Source organism: Pseudarthrobacter sp. NPDC055928 (genome assembly GCF_042270935.1).
Lineage (GTDB): Bacteria > Actinomycetota > Actinomycetes > Actinomycetales > Micrococcaceae > Arthrobacter.
This window is the reverse complement of sequence record NZ_JBHJZH010000018.1, coordinates 76,395-94,197: the sequence shown is the minus strand read 5'-3', so window position 1 is coordinate 94,197 and position 17,803 is coordinate 76,395. Positions and strand designations below refer to the sequence as shown.

The 17,803-nt window shown below is 66.6% G+C and carries 13 protein-coding genes; 9 read left to right on the top strand and 4 right to left on the bottom strand.

From position 1 onward, the window contains the following. The coding region (locus ACFC25_RS19330) for a DUF222 domain-containing protein (RefSeq protein ID WP_376048179.1) at positions 1 to 1,295 on the bottom strand (1,295 nt) is incomplete at its 3' end. Positions 1,296 to 1,776: 481 nt separating this feature from the next. On the opposite strand from ACFC25_RS19330, the gene ACFC25_RS19325 reads away from it, so the two are divergent. Continuing rightward, complete coding sequence (locus ACFC25_RS19325) at positions 1,777 to 2,898, top strand: zinc-binding dehydrogenase (RefSeq protein WP_376048177.1); 1,122 nt, start codon at positions 1,777 to 1,779, stop codon at positions 2,896 to 2,898. A 19-nt stretch (positions 2,899 to 2,917) separates the two neighbouring features. On the opposite strand, the gene ACFC25_RS19320 is transcribed toward ACFC25_RS19325, so the two are convergent. Together ACFC25_RS19320 and ACFC25_RS19315 are read right to left on the bottom strand one after the other, a co-directional pair. After that, complete coding sequence (locus ACFC25_RS19320) at positions 2,918 to 3,826, bottom strand: DUF1905 domain-containing protein (RefSeq protein WP_376048174.1); 909 nt, start codon at positions 3,824 to 3,826, stop codon at positions 2,918 to 2,920. 61 nt (positions 3,827 to 3,887) lie between these two features. After that, the gene (locus ACFC25_RS19315) at positions 3,888 to 4,301 is read right to left on the bottom strand and encodes a hypothetical protein (protein WP_376048171.1); all 414 of its coding nucleotides are present in this window, start codon (positions 4,299 to 4,301) and stop codon (positions 3,888 to 3,890) included. 88 nt (positions 4,302 to 4,389) lie between these two features. Between ACFC25_RS19315 and ACFC25_RS19310 the strand changes: the two genes are divergently transcribed. Beyond that, positions 4,390 to 5,112, top strand: coding sequence for a helix-turn-helix transcriptional regulator (locus tag ACFC25_RS19310; RefSeq protein WP_376048167.1), 723 nt, complete (start codon positions 4,390 to 4,392; stop codon positions 5,110 to 5,112). Here ACFC25_RS19310 and ACFC25_RS19305 read toward each other — a convergent pair. Next, entirely contained in the window at positions 5,078 to 5,659 is a 582-nt protein-coding gene (locus ACFC25_RS19305; protein ID WP_376048164.1) for a hypothetical protein, read from the bottom strand. The genes ACFC25_RS19310 and ACFC25_RS19305 overlap by 35 nt on opposite strands. A 159-nt stretch (positions 5,660 to 5,818) precedes the next feature. Here ACFC25_RS19305 and ACFC25_RS19300 point away from each other — a divergent pair, with 159 nt between their 5' ends. The 7 genes from ACFC25_RS19300 (at position 5,819) to ACFC25_RS19270 (ending at position 17,802) form a co-directional block, all read left to right on the top strand. Further along, positions 5,819 to 7,990 (top strand): elongation factor G-like protein EF-G2, encoded by a 2,172-nt coding sequence (locus ACFC25_RS19300; protein WP_376048161.1) that lies wholly within the window; start codon positions 5,819 to 5,821, stop codon positions 7,988 to 7,990. A gap of 124 nt (positions 7,991 to 8,114) precedes the next feature. After that, the gene (locus tag ACFC25_RS19295) at positions 8,115 to 9,980 is read left to right on the top strand and encodes a gamma-glutamyltransferase family protein (protein WP_376048158.1); all 1,866 of its coding nucleotides are present in this window, start codon (positions 8,115 to 8,117) and stop codon (positions 9,978 to 9,980) included. A gap of 105 nt (positions 9,981 to 10,085) precedes the next feature. Next, positions 10,086 to 11,138: a hypothetical protein gene (locus tag ACFC25_RS19290; protein ID WP_376048156.1), complete on the top strand. Its 1,053-nt coding sequence runs from the start codon at positions 10,086 to 10,088 to the stop codon at positions 11,136 to 11,138. Positions 11,139 to 11,166: 28 nt separating this feature from the next. Beyond that, positions 11,167 to 11,517 carry a hypothetical protein gene (locus ACFC25_RS19285; protein WP_376048153.1) on the top strand — a complete coding sequence of 117 codons (351 nt, stop codon included), beginning with the start codon at positions 11,167 to 11,169 and terminating at the stop codon, positions 11,515 to 11,517. 60 nt (positions 11,518 to 11,577) lie between these two features. Continuing rightward, positions 11,578 to 13,755, top strand: a complete 2,178-nt coding sequence (locus tag ACFC25_RS19280; RefSeq protein WP_376048150.1) for a hypothetical protein — start codon at positions 11,578 to 11,580, stop codon at positions 13,753 to 13,755. A 32-nt stretch (positions 13,756 to 13,787) separates the two neighbouring features. Beyond that, positions 13,788 to 15,740: a M20/M25/M40 family metallo-hydrolase gene (locus ACFC25_RS19275; protein WP_376048147.1), complete on the top strand. Its 1,953-nt coding sequence runs from the start codon at positions 13,788 to 13,790 to the stop codon at positions 15,738 to 15,740. 22 nt (positions 15,741 to 15,762) lie between these two features. Next, on the top strand, positions 15,763 to 17,802 hold the full coding sequence (locus tag ACFC25_RS19270; protein ID WP_376048144.1) for a M36 family metallopeptidase: 2,040 nt from the start codon (positions 15,763 to 15,765) through the stop codon (positions 17,800 to 17,802). Position 17,803: the final 1 nt, after the last annotated feature.

The following is a 17,803-nucleotide window of genomic DNA, read 5'->3' as shown; positions in this document are numbered from 1 at the left end:
TGGCGGCCGATCTCCAGCGGCGCCCCGTTCCGGGGGTCGGTCAACACGCGATGGAACGAGCCGGCGCCGTCGGCGACCAGGCTCCGGGCCATCGACGCCGGGATTGGCCCGTATCCGTCGAGGGTGGCTGGTTCGTCCGTGAGGCCCATCAGGGCTAACACCGGCACGGTCACGAGGACCTGCGCCGCCGGCGACGGGACCCGGCCCGCCATCAAGTCGTTGCCCGGCGAGACGTCGCTGCCCGCCACGGATTCGTTGCCCGCCGCGGTCCCGTTGGTTTCGACACGGCCCGCCAGGACGCCGTTGCCCGTCATGGTCCCGGTGGCCAGGACGCTTCCAGCGCCGCCATGGCTGTCCGGGGAACTACCAACGGTAAGGTCGGGGCCCGCGGGGCAGCCTGCCGAGACGTCGCGGTCCGGGGCACGGGTGCCTGCGGCGGCTTCACGGGCCGGGGTACTGCCTGCCGTGGTGGTGTAGCCGCTGTTGCCGGCCTCGACATCATTGCGGCCCCCGGCCGGGCTGGCCGTGGTGCCGGTGAAGCCTGCGCTCAGGAGCAGTTTGGCGGCGATGTCGGCGCGGAGCTGGGTCATGGTGCGGGTCTCGGCCGGGCCCTGGAGGGTGCGGGCGGTGGCGGTGATGCCGTTCCAGATCCCGGCCGCCCGGTCCGCGGGCAGGTAAGCCGAAAGCCAGGCCATGCCGTCCCGGTCCGGGACGTACTCCAACCGCCGGTCCAACACACTCCTGGCATGGCGCTTTTCGATACTGACCGGGTGGTGCCGTTCGCGCCAGATCCTCGCCTTGTGCCGGAACCGGGACGGGACCAGCTCACCGGCCGGGCACTCCCGCACCCGGTCAGGAACGTCCGGGCCCAGGAAACGGGCCTCCAACGCCGCCGCCCCGGCCGCATCCAGCCCTGTAGTTTCATCGACCATAACCCGCGCGTGCTGCCACGACACGTCCCCGGACTGCAGCGCAGCCAGCGTCAGCGGCAAGGCAGTGGTCAGCTCATGGGCCTGCGCCAACAGCGCAGAGGCCGAGCGTTCACTCACCGTCAGCGCACACGCGACCTCGGACACCACACCCATCTCCTGGGCCGTGTGCTCCCCAGGGCTCCTGACCGGGCCGTCCAGGGCCGCCGCCTTCCCCGCGTACGCGGCGGCCAGGCGCACCCTGAACGCCGCCACCATCGCGTCCACCCGGACCGAACCGCCCAGCCCGTCCAAGCAAGCATCCGCCTGCCCCCGCAAAGGATCACCACCCCCGGAACCCATCCCGGAACCCGTCCCGGAATCCATCTGGGAACCGTCCCGGAACCGCGGCCGCCCAGCCCCCGGCGCACAAAGGCAGCAAACTCCGCCGCAGCAGCCTCAAAGGCCTCCACCGCCTCCTCAACACCCGGGATCCCCATACCCCCATCATCCAGCGACCCGCCAACAAAAACAGCCCAGCAAATTCCCTCTGTGGATAACCTCAGGACCCTCTCAGAATTGCCTTTGGGCGTTTTCGTCCCCAGGTGCAGGGCCGCAAGTTGAAGGCCTCCGGCCGAGGCTGCCGTGAAAACCGGACTCGAGAGCGAACTTTTCTCCGTCGGCGGTGTCATCCCCATGATCCGTGCCGGACCATCGCTGCGGCCACTAAGGACACTGAATGAGTTAGCGCTCCCAACCGGTCTTCTCGGAAGCCGCTGCTGCCCGTATCGTGGTGGGCGTCCCCGGCAGAATGAGCGGCAGGGGAGAAAATCATCAGCACAGGGCTCCCCACAGAACGGATCCACCCATGCGTGAACTGAATTTCATCAGCACCGGCAAGCTGGAGTGGATTGAACGCATCGACCCGAGGCTGATCACAGGAGATGATGCGATCGTGCGCCCGATTGTTGTGGGCCGATGCGACGGTGACACTCTGCCGATCCACCACCGTGTCTCGCGGGGGTTGCAGGCCGGTTTGAAGGCAGGGGTGATCGACCCCGTCGTCGGAAACATCTGTGGGCCGGTGCCCTTCCAAGGACCGTTCGCGATTGGGCACGAAGCGATCGCGGAGGTGGTCGAGACCGGGCCGTACGTAAGGAATCTCAATGTGGGCGACAAAGTGGTTGTGCCATGGTCCGTTTCTTGCGGACGGTGTGGGATGTGCAAGCGGGGCCTGACCTCCAAATGCACCGTTGCCCGGGACGGACGCGCCATCGCTGCTTACGGGTTCGGCCCGGCCTGCGGGCCCTACGGCGGGATGGTGGCAGACCTGATCCGGGTGCCGTTTGCAGAGCACATGCTCGTCCCCCTGCCCGACGGGCTCGACCCACTGCGCGTCGCGGCCGCCAGCGACAACCTCGCGGATGGATGGCGGACCGTGGTGCCGCAGCTCCGGGCCAGGCCTGGTGCGAAAGTCTTGGTCCTTGGCGGCGGGGGCAAGTCCATCGGTCTATACGCCGCCGGCCTCGCCGTCGCACACGGCGCCTCGAAGGTCGATTATGTGGACACCAGTCACCGTCGCCTTGATGCTGCCCATTCCCTCGGAGCCGATGCCCACCAGCGCACCGGGAAGTCTGCCAGTCCAAGGGCCGGGTACGACATTGTGGTCGAGGCTTCCAGCACTGCTTCCGGGGTCCGCAAGGCCATCCGCGCCACGGCCCCAGGAGGGATCTGCACGGCCATTGGCTACTATCCGGGCACCAATACCGGAATCCCTCTGATGCACATGTACGCCAACGACATCACCTTGCATCTGGGTGTTTCCCATCCCCGCGCGGTCCTGCCCGAACTCCTGGACTGGGTCCATGCCAACAACTTCCCCGCGGAGAAGGTCACGAGCCACCTCGCGGACTTCGACGACGCTCCCAGCGCGTACGCCGAACATGCCACCAAGCTTGTGCTCCACCGCCCGGCCCTCATTCAGGCCTGAACGGGCATGGGCAAAGTGGCTAGGGTTCCCGCAGCTGATGCTGGCAGCCCACCTCATAGGCTTCGCGGAGCCAGCCGGCGAGCTCGTCGTCGACAGCGGCGCGATTGGTGACGCGGACGGTGTAGATGTGCGTGTACGGCGTTAGCGTTTCAACTTTCCGGAACCGGGGAGACTCGATCCTGCGGGTGAGCCAGAAGTCCACATCGAGCCATCTCTTCGCCGGCTTGGCTCCGGCAAAGCGCACTCGGACCATAAAGGCCATGCGGTCCCGGTAGGGGACAAGCGTCACAGGTCCCATCGCTTCCACAGTTTGGCGGACCAGATCGAACAGTTGCCGGATTTCGGGCGGCTTCCCGCGGTATGGTTCGTCCAGTGAGTGCACGGCGCAGGAATGGTTCATGTTCCGAGTGACAAATGACTGACCGCAGTCCGGGCATGTCCACAAAGGCAGGTCGCTTTGGCGGCCCGGCGGGAGAACCGCCCCGCCGACGAGCTGCGCCACGACCTGGTCAACCCTTCGCTTCCGTGATCCCTGGGATCGGCCGTCTTCGATGAAGCGGGCCAGCTCCCGCCGATACGCCACCGGCAGCTGGCTCCAACGGTCCGCGACGCCTTGTTGATCGTGGAGCGCGGAGGCCAGTTCGCCGGGCGGGAGGACCTGCTGGGCAGTTTGCGGCTGGAGATCGACGGACACCACGTCGCCGGCCCTCACGCCAGTTGCCGCCCGAAGACCACCGGGAAGATACAGCACGTGCCCCCTGCCCTTGACGGGCATCAGGGTGGCGTTGAAGCCGGTGCCGTTGAGCTGACCGGCAATCCTGATCCGGCCATTCTCCGCAAAGGGCAACAAACCGCTCTCGGCCGGATCGGGTACATCGAGGCAGGGGTTGCGTCCCTGCAGCCGAACGAGAGCGCTGAAGTGGACCATGCGGCCATTATTTCTCCGCGCCCACAGCCCGGCAAGGGTCCGGAAAGGGCCCTTGAGACGCCTAATGCGACTCCGCCGTGGCGAGCCGATTAAGTGCCAGGGCACTAACCAGGAGGCCGAAGTCGCGCAAGGCAATATCAAAGAAACTGCCCAGCAGCAGGAGGTTGACGATGATTCCCAGCAACCAGGCTGCCACGAGCAGGGACCCGAAGCGCGGTCGGACCGCCACCACGAGGCCGGCGATGATCTCCACCACTCCAACGGCATACATGATGGTCTGCGCCGGAAGGGGCACCACGGTGGTCGCCACGGGGGCCAGATAGATGGTCCAGTCGGCAAGAAGGTTCGTGAACTTGTCCAGCCCGAAAAGGATGGGGGCAACGGTAAAGACGGTGCGAAGCAGGAGGAACGCCTGATGCCCCGGTTCAGCGACCAGGCTCCGGCCGTTCGTCCGCTCCGCAGCAGTGGATTTCATGATGACTCCTTCTAAAAGTAGGTAATGCTATTTTAGAAGTGAAGCTATGATTAATCAACTGTGGTTGTTTTTAGAAGGAGGTTCCCTCATGCGCAGACTTCCGTGGGCCGGCCGGCTGGCCGCCGTCGCATCGTTGGGGGATGAAAAGCGCCGCCAGCTGTTCGAGTTTGTCTCAGCGTCGGACGGTGCCGTTGGCCGCGACGAAGCGGCAGCGGCCGTGGACTTACCGCGAAGCACCGCGTCCTTCCACCTGGACCGGCTGGTGAAGGACGGCCTGTTGGCCGTGGAGTTCCACAAACCGGCGGGAAAGACCGGCCCGGGGTCGGGACGGCCAGCCAAGATGTACAGGACCGCCGAGCCTGAGATCGGGGCCTTCGTTCCGGACCGGAACTACGATCTCGCCGGCGAGCTGCTCGCTGCAGCCATTGAGCATTCGTCGTCCGGCGGGACACCTGTCCGGGAAGCGCTCCTTGTCACTTCACGTGAAGCCGGCCGCACCGCGGCTGCGGGAAACGGGACACTGAAGGGCTTCCTCACGGCCGAGGGCTACCAGCCTGAACCGGATGGCGCCGGCGGCCTGACGCTGCTGAATTGCCCTTTCCATCGGCTGGCGGACAGGCATCCGGACACGGTTTGCGCGATGAACGGCGCATTCCTCCGCGGTGCGGCGTCCGGATGCGGTGATTCCGAGGACAGGGTGCTGGGGAACAGCACTCCCGGGCAGTGCTGCGCAAGAATCGCCCCGCCAGGAGCGAACGACGCCGGATCCGCTGACCTCAGTCAACTGCCGGCAGGAACCTCCCGTTCCTGACCCGCGATTCACCGAACGCCACGGTCATGGGCGGGATCCCCACCGGTCCGCGGGACCGTGACTTCGGCCTGCCCACCGCCACGTGCGGCACCCAGTGCGGGTATCTGAACCCCAGTGCGGGCGAACTGAGGATGAAGTCGTCCACGTTGTCCACGAGCAGGCCGTCGAGCAGCACCCGCAGTCCCTCCACCAGCGACACCTGGAAATCATGCACCTGTTGCGGCACATCCACTTCCAGTCCGGCGATGCGACCTCCGCCCAGCACAATGAGCCGGTCTGACGTTCCGGAGAAGGCGCCGAGCACCGGCAGGGACCGCAGCCAACGTACCGTTTCCCGGGCTGCAGCGTCGGCGCTGGTGATGCCTTTGGTCCACTCGGTGACATCTCGGGAGAAGTCCTCCAGGATGCCGATGTGCAGCAGCGTCATGTGCAGTCCCCCCACCCGGCGCAGGCTATCGACGCGCTGGGCAAGGCCCTCATAGTCTGCCGGCCCCGATCCCACACCCAGCACAGGTACCTCCACCGTGATGCGCGGAATTGGCTGCATCCGGACCCCCTCACGCCAGCGCTGACTGTTCGGCTTGGTTGCAATTATCCACCGGTCCATGAATCGCCCGGCGGTGCCCTTGCCGTTCCGCCCGCCAGGGTGTCGAATCAAGTAACACGTTCAGCCCGGGTGGCATGGCAAAGACGCCAGGAGGTTCCAATGTCGGTGAAAGGTACCAAGGACGCAGCGAGGACGGCTGGCCGCGGCGGACCGGAGGCACGCCGGTCCGATGCCTCGGCCGGCATCCCCGCCCAGGACCCTGCGCAGGTCCGGAATGTGGCGCTGGTGGGCCACTCCGGAGCGGGCAAGACCATGCTCATTGAAGCGCTGCTTGCCGCGAACGGCATGATTACCCGCAAGGGCAGTATCGCGGACGGCACAACGGTCAGCGACTCGGATCCTTCTGCCGTCCATCAGCAGCGCTCGGTCACGCTGTCAGTAGTTCCGCTGTTGCTTGGCGACACCAAAGTGAACCTCCTGGACACGCCCGGATATCCGGACTTCATCGGGGAGCTCCGGGCAGGGCTGCGGGCTGCGGACGCCGTCCTTTTTGTGGTGTCGGCCGTTGACGGCATCGACGCGACCACCACGGCCCTGTGGGGTGAGTGCGAACACTTGGGGATGCCCCGCGCCGTGGCCATCACCCGTCTGGACCATCCCCGCGCCGATTACGACGGCGTCCTGGCCGCCTGCCGTGCGGCGTTCGGGGATTCAGTGCTGCCGCTCTATGTCCCGGTCCGGACCGGCGGTGAAGTCACCGGCCTCCTCGGCCTGTTGTCGGGGACTGTCTCTGAATACGGGACGGGGGAGGTTCGCCCCACCGGGCGCCCCGGCAGTGCCCGGGAGCTGGAGGAAGCAGAATCTGCCCGGGCGGAACTCATTGAAGGGATCATCGCCGAAAGCGAAGACGAGACGCTGATGGACCGCTATTTGGGCGGTGAGGACATCGATACCGCTGTGCTGGTCGAGGACCTGGAAACCGCCGTCGCCCACGGTTCCTTCTTCCCGGTTCTCTCCACATCGGCCGTGACAGGGGTGGGCGCGGCCGAACTGCTGGAGGTCCTGACACAGGCGTTTCCATCACCGCTGGAGCGTTCCCTGCCTGACGTGACCGATCTGGCCGGAACCCCGCTGGGTGCCTTGGCGTGCGACCCTGCCGGGCCGCTGGCCGCGGAGGTTGTCAGGACCAGCATTGATCCGTTCCTGGGCCGCGTGTGTCTGGTCAGGGTGTTCTCCGGGGAGCTGCGGGCGGATACCCCGGTGCATGTGGCTGGCCACGGCCTGGCGGACCGGGGCCACCAGGACCATGACACAGACGAACGCGTCACCCACCTGTATTCCCCGTTGGGAGCCAACCTGCGTCCTGTGTCCAGCTGCATTGCCGGGGACATCTGTGCTGTGGCCAAGCTCGGCAGCGCCGAGACCGGGGATACGATTTCCGGCCGCGAGCAGCCCCTGCTCCTGGCCACTTGGGAGATCCCCGAGCCCCTGATGCCCGTGGCCATCGAGGCTGACTCCCACAGCGACGAAGACGTACTGGCCCGCAGCCTTGGAAAGGTGGCAGCGGGGGACCCTACCCTGAGGGTGGAACGAAACGCCGAAACCCACCAGCAGATCCTGTGGTGCATGGGAGAAGCCCATGCCGAGGTGGTGCTCGACAGGCTGCGCGACCAGGGCGTGAAACTGCACACCGTCAGCGTCGTGACGCCCCTCCGGGAAACCTTCGCCGCTCCTGCTGCCGGCCACGGCCGGCACGTAAAACAGTCCGGCGGCCACGGGCAGTACGCGATTTGCGACATTGAAGTCGAACCCCTCAGCCGGGGTGGTGGCTTCGAATTCGTAGACCGGACTGTGGGTGGAGTGATCCCGGGAACGTTCATCTCGTCCGTCGAGAAAGGTGTCCGGTCGCAGATGCAGAAAGGTGTCTCCGCTGGTTTCCCGGTAGTGGACCTGCGCGTAACCCTGGTGGGCGGAAAAGCTCACAGCGTGGACTCCTCGGACGCCGCCTTCCAGGCAGCCGGCGCCCTGGCGCTGCGGGAAGCCGCGGCAGCGGGGCGTATCCAGTTGCTGGAACCAGTTTCTTCGGTTGTCATCAGCGTCTCGGATGAGCATGTGGGAGCGGTGATGAGTGATCTTTCCGCCCGCCGCGGCCGCCTGACCGGGACAACGTCCTCCGGCTCGGATCTGACCGAAATCAGTGCTGAGGTCCCCGACCAGGAACTCCTGAAGTACGCCGTGGAATTGCGGGCCCTTACTGCCGGCACAGGACGGTTCCGGCGCCGGTACCTGAGGCACGACCCTGTGCCCGGCAACACGGTTCCTGTCGCCTGAACGGCAGGGCCGCGGGCTGGCGCGTTACCAGGGCGCGGGCTTTCGATCCACCGTTGAATGTCGAACTGCCGCGGAGTAGGCTAACGCCCACCTCAACCCGCACCACCCTCACCAGGGAGCGACTATGCCAGGTTTACGACGTCGACTTGCTGCCTCTACGGCGGTTTTGGCTTTGAGCGTTATGGGCGGGGCGGTGATGAATCCAGCCTCCGCCGATCCTCGCGAGACGACGAAGGAGGCGGTTGCCACCGGGTACGGCGGGGCGGTGAGCACCGTTGACCCGGAGGCATCGGCTACGGCCATTGAGGTCCTGCGGAACGGCGGTAATGCCGTGGACGCCGCTGTTGCCGCCGCCGCTACGTTGGGCGTCACAGAGCCTTATAGTGCCGGGATTGGCGGGGGCGGCTACTTTGTGTTCTACGACGCGAAGACCGGCAAGGTGGGCACTATCGACGGCCGTGAAACCGCCCCGGCAACCATGCCGCCAACGGCGTTCGTGAACCCGGCGACAGGGACCTTCTACACGTTTGCGGAGCTCGTCTCCAGCGGCGTCTCGGTTGGTGTACCGGGCACGCCGGCCACATGGGAACGCGCCTTGGAACGATGGGGCACGCTGGACCTCGATGAGGCCCTCGAGCCTGCCATCAAGGTGGCCAACCGCGGGTTTGTGGTGGACGAAACGTTCCGCCAGCAGACCCTTGACAACAAAGTCCGTTTCTCCGCTTTCACGCCCACCAGTGAGCTTTTCCTTCCCGGTGGCGACGCCCCCGCCGTCGGCAGTGTCTTCCACAACCAGGACCTCGCGAAGACCTACCGGCTCCTCGCGAAGGAGGGGACGGATGCCTTCTACGGCGGCCCGCTCGCGGCGGAGATCGCCGCCACGGTGCAGGATCCGCCGAAGGATCCCACCTGGGTGGCTCCTGCCCCCGTGCCACCTGCGACGACGCCTGTCTCCATTCCCGCTGTGCCCGGATACCTCACGACGGCGGATTTGGCTGCGTACCGGACGATTGACCAGGAGCCCACGCACGTCAACTACCGCGGCTACGACGTCTACGGCATGGCGCCGTCCAGCAGCGGCGGTACAACAGTCGGCGAGGCACTGAACATCCTTGAGCCGTTCGACCTCGCCGGAATGTCCGACGCCGGTGCCCTGCACCACTACCTCGAGGCGAGTGCGCTTGCCTTCGCGGACCGTGGCGCCTACGTGGGTGACCCCGCGTTCTTCGACGTCCCCACCGAGGTACTGACGGACCCGGTATTCGGCAAGGAACGGTCCTGCCAGATCGATCCGGACACTGCGGCCATCAAACCGGTACCGGCCGGGAACGTGACATCCTACGACGGCGTATGCCCGGTTCCACCCGCTGCGGCCGCTGATGAAACGGACACCGAAAACATCTCAACCACCAACCTGACCGTGGCTGACAAGTGGGGCAACGTCGTGGAATACACCCTCACCATCGAGCAGACCGGCGGCTCGGGCATTGTGGTGCCCGGCCGCGGATTCCTGCTCAACAACGAGCTGACCGACTTCTCCTATACCTCCACAAATCCGGACGACCCGAACCGGATTGAACCCGGGAAGCGTCCGCGCTCGTCAATGTCGCCCACCATCATCCTTCACGAAGGAGAACCGTTCCTGGCGCTCGGTTCGCCCGGCGGCTCGACCATCATCACCACGGTTCTGCAAACCATCCTTAACCGGGTGGATCTGGGCATGGGCATTTTCGACGCGCTCGCCGCGCCCCGTGCAGCCCAGCGCAACACGGTGAACGTCACGGCCGAGCCGGACTTCATCACGCTCTATGGATCCCAGCTGGCACCGTACGGGCACAACCTGGTACCCGCAGGGGACGCCTTCACGTCCGCTGCAGAGATCGGCGCCGCAACAGCCATTGAATTTGGCCCGGGCGGGAGCATGACCGCAGTGGCCGAGCCCCTCAGGCGCGGGGGTGGTTCAGCGATGGTGGTCCGGCCGGCCAAGTGAGCGGTGGAAAGGATGGTTCCGTAACGCCGGTGTAACGCCGCCTGTCCATACTGGGTGCTCGTGGGGGGATGACAGATTCAGCCGCACGGGCGGAAGGCGACCGGGATGAGTGATCCAACCGAGAACGGGACGGTCCAGCAAGACCGGTTACGCCACAAAAACAGGATCTGGGCGGAGCAGGTCCTGACCCGCGCAACCCGGCTCAGGGCCCTGTCCGTGTGGATGCAGTCCCGCAGCAACGACGAATTCCTTGCAGTCCTCGACGAGGGCATCAGCCGGCACCTGGATATCGCCGAGACCTCCGCCGGGGGCAGGAACCACCGCGGATTCACCGACTTCGGCGGATCAGCCATCGAATGCGCTGTCAGCAACCTGGATGCCGCAGAATCCCTGCTGCTGCTACGCGCGCCGGACGATTACATCCAGGGGCATTTTCCCGGCATCCACTCGGACGTCCGCCGGTACCTTGAAGCCGAAGACCCACGGAGGCGGCGGATCGAAGCGCTGTCCAAACAGAGCCTTGAGTCGCCGGTCAGCGTCGACACGCGCGAGAGCCTTGGCATAGCCCTCACGGCGGCCCGGTCGCATTCTCGGCAGCAGTACATCAAGGTCCGGAACTTCCGGAACGCGGTGGTGGTGGCCACCGTGGTGCTGTTCTCGGTGGCCGTGGCATTGGGGATCTGGGGCCTGAGCGCGCCGCAGTCCATCCCGCTGTGCTTCAATCCCGATGACAAGATCGTCTGCCCTGCTGCAGAGTCGCTGTACCGCCCGGACGCCGGTGACGACAAGGATCTGGTGGTCTTGAGGACAGCGATGCCGGGGGACATCTTCCTGATCCAGTTCGTTGGGCTGGTGGCGGCTGCCGTGTCCGGGGCAACGTCCCTGCACCGCATGGAGGCAACCCCGGTTCCGTTCAGCCTCCCGATTGCCCTCACGGTCCTCAAGCTCCCCACCGGGGCACTTACCGCGGTGCTGGGCCTGGTCCTCATGGGCGGCGGGTTTGTGCCCGGACTGAGCGCACTGGATTCGGCGCCCCAGATCCTGGCCTGGGCCATCCTCTTCGGGGCGTCCCAGCAGTTGTTAACCGGCCTTGTGGACCGGCAGGCGAGGGGTGTCCTGGACGGCGTCGGCGGGAAACCGCACGGAGCCCGGACCTAGCGCTCCGATGGGCACTCCGGAGGAACGCATGGCCGAGGAATTCGTGGAGGCGCTGGTAGTACTGGACGTGGAGGGCGCCGGTGGGCGGCTGGCGGAGTTGCGCCAGCACGCCGTCGTGCTTCAATGGCTGCCGCCGCGGATTGCCATTGTGCGAGTGCCGGCAACCCATCCGCTGCCCGAGGCAGTCCCGGGGACGCGCTGGTTCACTGGGGGCGTCCCGGCGGAAGTGGCAGCGGATTTCACGCCGGCGGAGCGGCTGTTTGCCGATGCGTGGCTGTCCCGCCGCGAAGCCAAGACCCGCCCGGGGGAAGGCCTGCCGTGGGACGCGCCCGGAAGGGAAGCCCCTGACTGGCCGGAGGAGCCTCCGCAGCAGCAATAACACTCCAGTAACGCCCGCCGTCGCATAGTCCTTGCTGTACGCCGGTGTAAGGAGAGGGCAATGTCTGGAGATTTGAATGTCAGGGAGCAGGCCGTCCTGGACGATTTTCCGGGGCTGCGGAGCGGGGCGGATCCGAACCCGCCGGTCCACCAGTACGGGCGGATCCGGATCACCGTTGTGCCGCAAGGCGGCGGTCCACTGCGGAACGGCCTGGCGCCTGACGCGGTGCCGGAGGATCTCACGGACACCGAGCGACTCGGCTTGGATGCGCTCCGCCTGCGCGATTCGCAGGAGTTCCGGACCGCCAAGGAGAACCGTCCGCGGCAGGGGGAGCCCTGGGACATGACCGGCTGCACGGACGTCGCGCCCGTGGGGGAGGCGGACGTAGGCGCTGACAGCCTGGCCTTCGCTGCCGCACCCACCAGCAGTTACCTCGAGGGCACCGTTGCTGTGGGCATAGTGATAGTCCAGGGCCCGACGGCGGCCCTGCGGTTTTCGGACGCAGAGGTCCTGAAGGTGGTGGCTGAGGTCCAGAACGGGCTGGGCTACTTTGCCACGACCAACCCGATCGCCGGCATCAGCTTTGCCTATGACATCCAGAACGTCACCCTGGCCACCCCGGCGGATCCGGCAAACCCCGATCTGGAAGGGCTGTGGCGGAATCCGGCCATGGGCGCCATCGGATACAGCGCCGACTGGAGCGGCGTGGGTGCCTACGTGGAGGACCTGCGGACACGCTTTGGCACACGCTGGACCTTCTGCGGCTTCTTCACCAAGTACCCGCTCGGGCATTTTGCGTACGCGTCGATCGGCGGACCGCGGATTGTGATGGACTACAACAACGACGGCTGGGGACCGGACAACATCGACAGGGTCTTCGCCCACGAAACCGGGCACATCTTCGGCTGCCCCGACGAGTACGCGGCCAGCGGCTGCAACTGCGGCGGAAGCTGGGGCCGGTACGGGACAACCAACGGCAACTGTGAGAACTGTGCTGCCAGCGGCGGTGTCCCGTGCCTGATGAAGGGCAATACTTTCACGCTGTGCGGCTACACCCCCGCCCATTTGGGCTGGTCGCCGCAACTCCTGGTCCGCAACTACGGGGCTTCCGCCGGCGGCTGGCAGGTGGGCCGCCACCCGCGGATCCTGGCCGACACCACGGCGGATGGGCGGGCGGACATTGTGGGGTTCGGCGACGCCGGCGCCTACCTGTCCCGTGCCCAGGCGGACGGACGGTTCGAGGTGCCCCATCTTGCCGTGAACGACTTCGGGTATGTGGCTGGCGGCTGGCGGGTGGAGAAGCACCCGCGGTTCCTGGCCGACACTACGGGTGACGGCCGGGCCGACATTGTGGGGTTCGGCGACGCCGGCGTGTACGTGTCCCGGGCCCAGGCGGACGGCACGTTTGATGCCCTGCGCCGAGTAGTGGACAACTTCGGGTATGTGGCCGGCGGCTGGCGGGTGGAGAACCATCCGCGGTTCCTGGCCGACACCACGGCGGACGGCCGGGCCGACATCGTCGGCTTCGGCAACGCCGGCGTGTACGTCTCCCGGGCCCAGGCGGACGGCAGTTACGACGCCTTGCGGCTGGTGGTGAACAACTTTGGGTATGTGGCCGGCGGCTGGCGCGTGGAGAACCATCCGCGGTTCCTGGCCGACACCACGGCGGACGGCCGGGCCGACATTGTGGGCTTCGGGGACGCCGGCGTGTATATCTCCCGTGCCCAGGCAGACGGCAGCTACGGCCCCGTGACGCTGGCTGTCGCCAACTTTGGCTACGTGGCAGGCGGCTGGCGCGTGGAGAAACACCCGCGCTTCGTGGTTGACCTGACAGGTGACGGGCGGGCGGACATCCTGGGCTTCGGGGATGCCGGGGCTTATGTTTCCCTTGCCCAGGCCGACGGCAGCTACGGCCCGGTGACCCTGGCCGTGGCCAACTTCGGGTACGTTGGCGGCGGCTGGCGCGTGGAGCGGCATCCCCGGTTCCTGGCCGACACCACCGGCGATGGCTTGCCGGACATCGTGGGGTTCGGCGACGCCGGAGTGTACGTTTCCCGGAACCTGGGCGGCGGCGCTTTCGAGGGCCCCGGCTTGGTGGACACGCATTTTGGGTATGCGAACACGGCAGGCGGCTGGCGGATCGAACGGCATCCCCGCTTTGTGGTGGACGTGACCGGGGGCGGGAAGGCTGACATCGTCGGCTTCGGCGAAGCCGGGGTCTACGTGGCTCGGGCCTAGCCACCTCAACGCCTGGCACTGGAGGCACGAAGATGGCCACCGTCTTCTTCGACATCGGCGCGACGCTCGCGGATGCGAGTGCTGCCCCGGACGGTTCGTTGACCTTCCGGCCGCGTCCCCGTGTCCTCGAAGTCCTCGACGCGCTCGCCGACATACCTCTGGGGATCATTTCGAATCCTGGCCCCGGCGAGCGCGCACGGTCCAACGCCGCCGCGGCACTGGAGGTTGGGTTCCCCGGGCGTTTTACCGACGACGCGCTGATCCGCTGGGGACCGAAGGATTCACGCGCCATTTTTGACGACGCCGTGGCCGGGGCGGGAATCGACGCGGGAGACTGCGTTTTTGTCGGCGAGGACCCGGACGAGCGCGCTTTTGCCCGCGACGCGGGACTGCGGACAGCTCCCCATCCCGTGTTTGCCACCGCTGCCATCGACGGGCGGCGCGTCTTCTGGATCCGCATTGACCTGACGGCGGACCAAAACCTCCAGGATCTCGGGGCCGTGGCAAATGCTGCCGAAGTTGTCCCCGTTCACGTGCCGTCGGCACTGCTTGTCCTTGCCATGGCCACTGCGTCCGGCGCGGAGCAGCTGGAGCAGGCAGGCTTCTCCGTGGACCAGCAGGAGCCCGTGGACGACACCGTTGCGTTCCTGGTGCGGGACGACAGACCTGTCCAGCCGCCGTCGGGCGTTGAAGCCGCGGCAGAAGCGGCCGAGACTAACGCGGGAGGGCCGTCGATGGGCCTGGCCCGCGCCTCCGCCGCCTTTGCGTTTATGACCGGTGGGCTGACCGGGCTTAGGCAGACGGTGACTTCCCTGGGTCCGGCACCCGGCGGCGTCTACATCGCGGCGGCCGCCGGCACACCGGTGGAGGAACTGCACATCCCCGGCGCCCGCCATGGCCACACCGAACGGCTGCTGCCTGACCCAGGCCTCCTCGGCCGTCCGGGGGAACGCGACGCCGGCGCGCTGGTGTCCGGGTTCGCCCGGGCCGGCTTCGCGGCGGCTGTGCCGTCGCCGGAAACGCTCGACGGCGTCCGTGCTGCGGTCACGTCCTCGGCAATCCGCCGGCACATCGCGAGGATCTCCGGTAAGGCCCCGCTGGTTGACGGTGGCGAGCGGACGGTCAGGAGCCGCGACGCCTCGCATCCCGACAACATGGTGGTGGTGGATGCTTTGGCGGCACAGTTCCGCGGCTTGGGCCTTGCCGTCACCCTGCAGCCCTTCACATGGCGGGGCCACCGGCTCGCCAACCTGGCGGCCGAACACCGGGTCGAGGGATCGGACGGGGCCGTCCTGGTTACCGCGCACCTCGATTCAACAGCGGCCTACGGCGCCTTCCTGGATCCGGACGGCAGTCCCCGCCCCTACGATCCGCGGACCGACCCGGCGCCGGGAGCAGACGACGACGGGAGCGGCACCGCGGGCGTCCTGGCGGCGGCAGAGTGCCTCAGCGACATGCTGGCCCGCGGCGCCACGCCGGCGCGGACCGTCCGCTTTGTCCTGTTCAATGCCGAGGAACAGGGCCTCATCGGCAGCAAGCTGTACGCCCGCGCAGCTGCCGCGATGGGCGACAGCATCACCGCCGTACTGCAGATGGATATGATCGCCGGCCTGCAGGACGGCGCCCGCAGGGTGGAGATTCACGCGGGTTCGTCAGTGCCGGGGCCAGCGGTGGCTGCTTCGAACGCACTGGGTGACCGGGTTGCGGAGGCGGCGGCCGCGGTGGAGCCCGGGCTGGAAGTCCAACGGCTCACCGGGAGCGCGGATCCAGCCGCGGGGCGCAGCGACCACGCGAGCTTCCACGAACGAGGCTGGGCGGCAGTTGCCATCTCCGAGAACTTCTTCGCCGACACCTCACCCGCCACCGGCACCCGGCAGTATCACCTACCGGGAGACACGCTTGACGACGCCGACCACAACACCGAGTACGCCGCTACGATCGCGCGCGCCGTCACTGTGGCGGCGCTGACGCTTGCCGGACTCTGAACAACCGCCGAAGGGATACGCCATGGGCAGCATCATTGATCAACGGAATCTGGACTACGACCGCCTCGCTGAGCGCGGCGGCGAACGGCCCCCGCGAGAAAGTGCCGGCAGGGCTGCGTCGGTTGCCGGTCCGGAATCCGGTAGCGAAGCGGGCAACGTACGCGAGAACGTGAACCGCTTCACCGGGCACCGTTCCGAACTAAGGGCAGACCGGGTACCCGGCTTCGACGGCGGGGAAGAACGCAGCGAGTCAGAGTTCATTGCCAAAGCGAAGTCGTATGCCGTCTCCGTGGCGGACGCCGTCGGATTCGAGGCGGGCGTTGCACCGGAATTTGAGGCCGATCCAACAGTCACCACCACATCGGAAGGAATGCGGGTGGTCAGCCTGCAACAGATGTCGAACGGCATTGAGGTTTGGTCCATGGCTCCCAAAGTGTGGCTTCACAGCGACGGGGCTGTGGACCGGCTGGTGGGCGACACGGTGAGCGTCCCACCGGATCTCCCCGCCAAACCTGTCGTCGCCGCAGAGGCGGCCCTGCTGGCTGCAGTCCGGGAAGCGGCGAAGGCACGGACCGTGAGGAGCAATTTCGGCGATGACGAACTGCCGCAGCTCGAGATCTCGGAGGGAGACTTCACCCGGTTGTCGTTCCAGTCGTTGCCGGCCAGGCCGATGACGTTCAGCCGCGGAGCTTTCGCCGAGGACATCCCGGCCCGGCTGGTGTACTTGGACATGGGCGGCAGCTTCAGGCTCACTTGGTTCTTTACGCTCTCCCGCGAGGACCTGATCGTCCAATACAAGGCCTTTGTGGAAGCCGATGAACAGACCAGGGACCCGGAAGCGCCGGAGATCCTGTACTTCTATGACTCCGCCAGCCACGCTGTGGGCGGCCGCGTCATCACCAGGAACCCCGGCCAGACCGACTTCCGCGACGTCCCGTTCCCCCTGCCCGTCAGTGAGTATCCGGTTGAGCCGCCGGTTGGCTTCCCGGCCTTCGGATCGTGGACGGACCCGGTAAACGGGAAGCTGGCCACGGTGGGCAACAACGTGCGGGCCCTCAACGGGACCACCCGGAAGCCCTTCGAGATTACCGCGTCACCCAGCGGCGGGGTCTTCGCTGCCAACGCCGACAGCCCGGAACAGTTCGTCACCAACATCTTCTTCTTCTGCAACTACATGCACGATTTCTTCCTGATGCTTGGATTCAATGAGGAATCAGGAAATTTCCAGGCCATCAATCCCGGCGGAGTGGGCAGGGGCGCGGACCCCGTCGATGCCCTCGCACATCCTGGCCGGGTAGTGGGCACCGCCAACATGAGCACCCGCGCCGATGGCGTGGCCGGCCTGATGAACATGGGCCTGGTGACCTCCACCGGCCGGCACACGGCCAACGACTCCGACGTCGTTTTTCACGAGTATGTTCACGGCGTGAGCAACCGGCTGGTGGGCGGGATGCTGGATGCAGAAGGCCTGAACGAAGACCAGTCGGTGGCCATGGGGGAGGGCTGGAGCGATTTCTTCGCACTGACCATCAACAACTTTCCAGGCACCCTTGAGCGTGTGGTCACGGGCAGTTGGGTGACGGCCCGGGAGTCCGGAATCCGGCAGCGGCCCTATGATTCGCGGTACCCGGGGACTTTTGGCGACATCGGCAAGGGGGCGGGAGAAGTCGGCGGCGCCGGCAATGCGGATCTTTCCTACCAGGAGGTGCACGACGTCGGGGAGATCTGGTGCGCGGCCCTTATGCAGGTAACGCGTGAGGTCGGGGCCGCGCTTGGCAGCAAGGAGCGCGGGTACCGGGTGACATGGCAGGCCGTGGTTGACGGGCTCAAACTGACGCCCAAGAACCCTTCCTTCCTGACGGCCCGTGACGCCGTCCTGCGTGCCTTCAAGTCGATGAAGGGCACCGGCCGGCTCGCGGACGGTGAGTACACTGGAGTCCGGGGCGCTGTATGGGAGGCTTTCGCCAAATTTGGGATGGGCTTCGATGCCTCCTGCCCGAACGCCACGTTCAGCGGTTGCCGAGGTGGAACAGCACTTCCTCCTGAGGGGGTGGAAGACTAAA